This is a genomic window from Halorubrum sp. SP3 (genome assembly GCF_005435195.1).
In the GTDB taxonomy this organism is placed as follows: domain Archaea; phylum Halobacteriota; class Halobacteria; order Halobacteriales; family Haloferacaceae; genus Halorubrum; species Halorubrum sodomense.
Window position 1 is genome coordinate 1 of record NZ_SGTU01000099.1, and the last position, 1,287, is coordinate 1,287.

The following is a 1,287-nucleotide window of genomic DNA, read 5'->3' on the forward strand; positions in this document are numbered from 1 at the left end:
AATCGGCATCGCGTACACGAACACGTACAGCAGGAGTTCACGGAGGTACAACAGCGCCTGAAGCGTCCACATCGCCACCGCGCCCACGAACGTGAGCAAGAGCCCGAGTAGCGGGTTCGACAGCGTCAGATCGAAGAAGTTGGTCAACGGTGATGCTACCGCATCGATCGAAGGCACCAGTGCGATGGAAAAGCCGTCGACAAGGTATAATGCGGTGACAGCAATCCAGTACCAAGTCGCAATTATTAGCCCTCCTGTCCACGCAGAGCGACGCACCTGCCGGTCGCGGATCGGATCACTGAGGTTGAAAATACGAAGCGTATGCCGGCCTTGGACACAGATGATGAGGACCAGAAATGCGATCAGGGTTATCTCTCCTGCGACGAGGGCATCGTACAGCTGTGTCCACGGCTGGTTCTGTGGTTCGCCTACTGGAATCCCGTTCGGCGTTTCAGGGACCGGTGTGCCGAAGAGTGCTTCCGTAATCGCACGGTACCCCACCCTAATTCCCTCGGTAAACCACTCAACAATCTGATTCAGGATCTCGATAAACCACTGAAAACCAACATCCGTAAGCGAAACCCCACTCATGTCTCGACCCTCTCTATTGTGATCTGACAGTCAGACAGATTCTGGCCCTGATAGCTCACACTGTACTCCTGTTCAGCCAATTCACCACCAACCGCTCCGGAGATACTAACCTCAAACTGTCCGCTTGTCCCGTCTGGAGTACAGCTGACAACATCACTGCTTGCTCCAAACGGCAGCGTCATAGAGTAAATCGTGCGTGTCTCCCCTGTGTCGATGACCGGCTCCATATACGTGATCGGTTGATCAACTGCCGCGATTCCACTCTCAGAAAGGTTATCTGGCGTTGGCCGGGGAACATCACCATCAAAGTGGAGTTTGGTAAGCTTCTCAGGCCCGGTCCCCACGTTCTCGACAGTCACAATTGTCTCGCCAGTAACCGTGAGACTCCCCGCACCTTCGAACATCTCCTCAGGGTGATTCCGGCCGAGTTTCAAGTCCCGAATAACGACATCCGGCCGCAACGACTGCTCAACCGCGGCCACCACCGAGTCCTCTTCGATCAACTGAACAGTGTACATCCCGGGTGGGTACGCCGTCCCGATCGGGATCGTCTCCTGACTGGCCCCCGGCGTGAGCTGGCGTTCGGCAAAGGCCTCGCCCGAGGGCGCGATCACGGCGAGGCCGGTGGCACTCGTGTCCGCGTCGTACTCGACGACGAGCTCGGTGCCGTCGACGTCGACACGCGAGATGTCGCCC

1 protein-coding gene and 1 pseudogene are annotated in these 1,287 nt (G+C 57.1%); both read right to left on the minus strand.

Annotation, left to right across the window (positions count from 1 at the left end):
* Nucleotides 1-591: pseudogene (locus EXE42_RS15575) on the minus strand (hypothetical protein); the annotation flags it as partial.
* Nucleotides 588-1,287: hypothetical protein (locus EXE42_RS15580; RefSeq protein ID WP_137706914.1), on the minus strand; the 700-nt coding region annotated here is incomplete at its 5' end. The pseudogene EXE42_RS15575 and the gene EXE42_RS15580, both read right to left, overlap by 4 nt.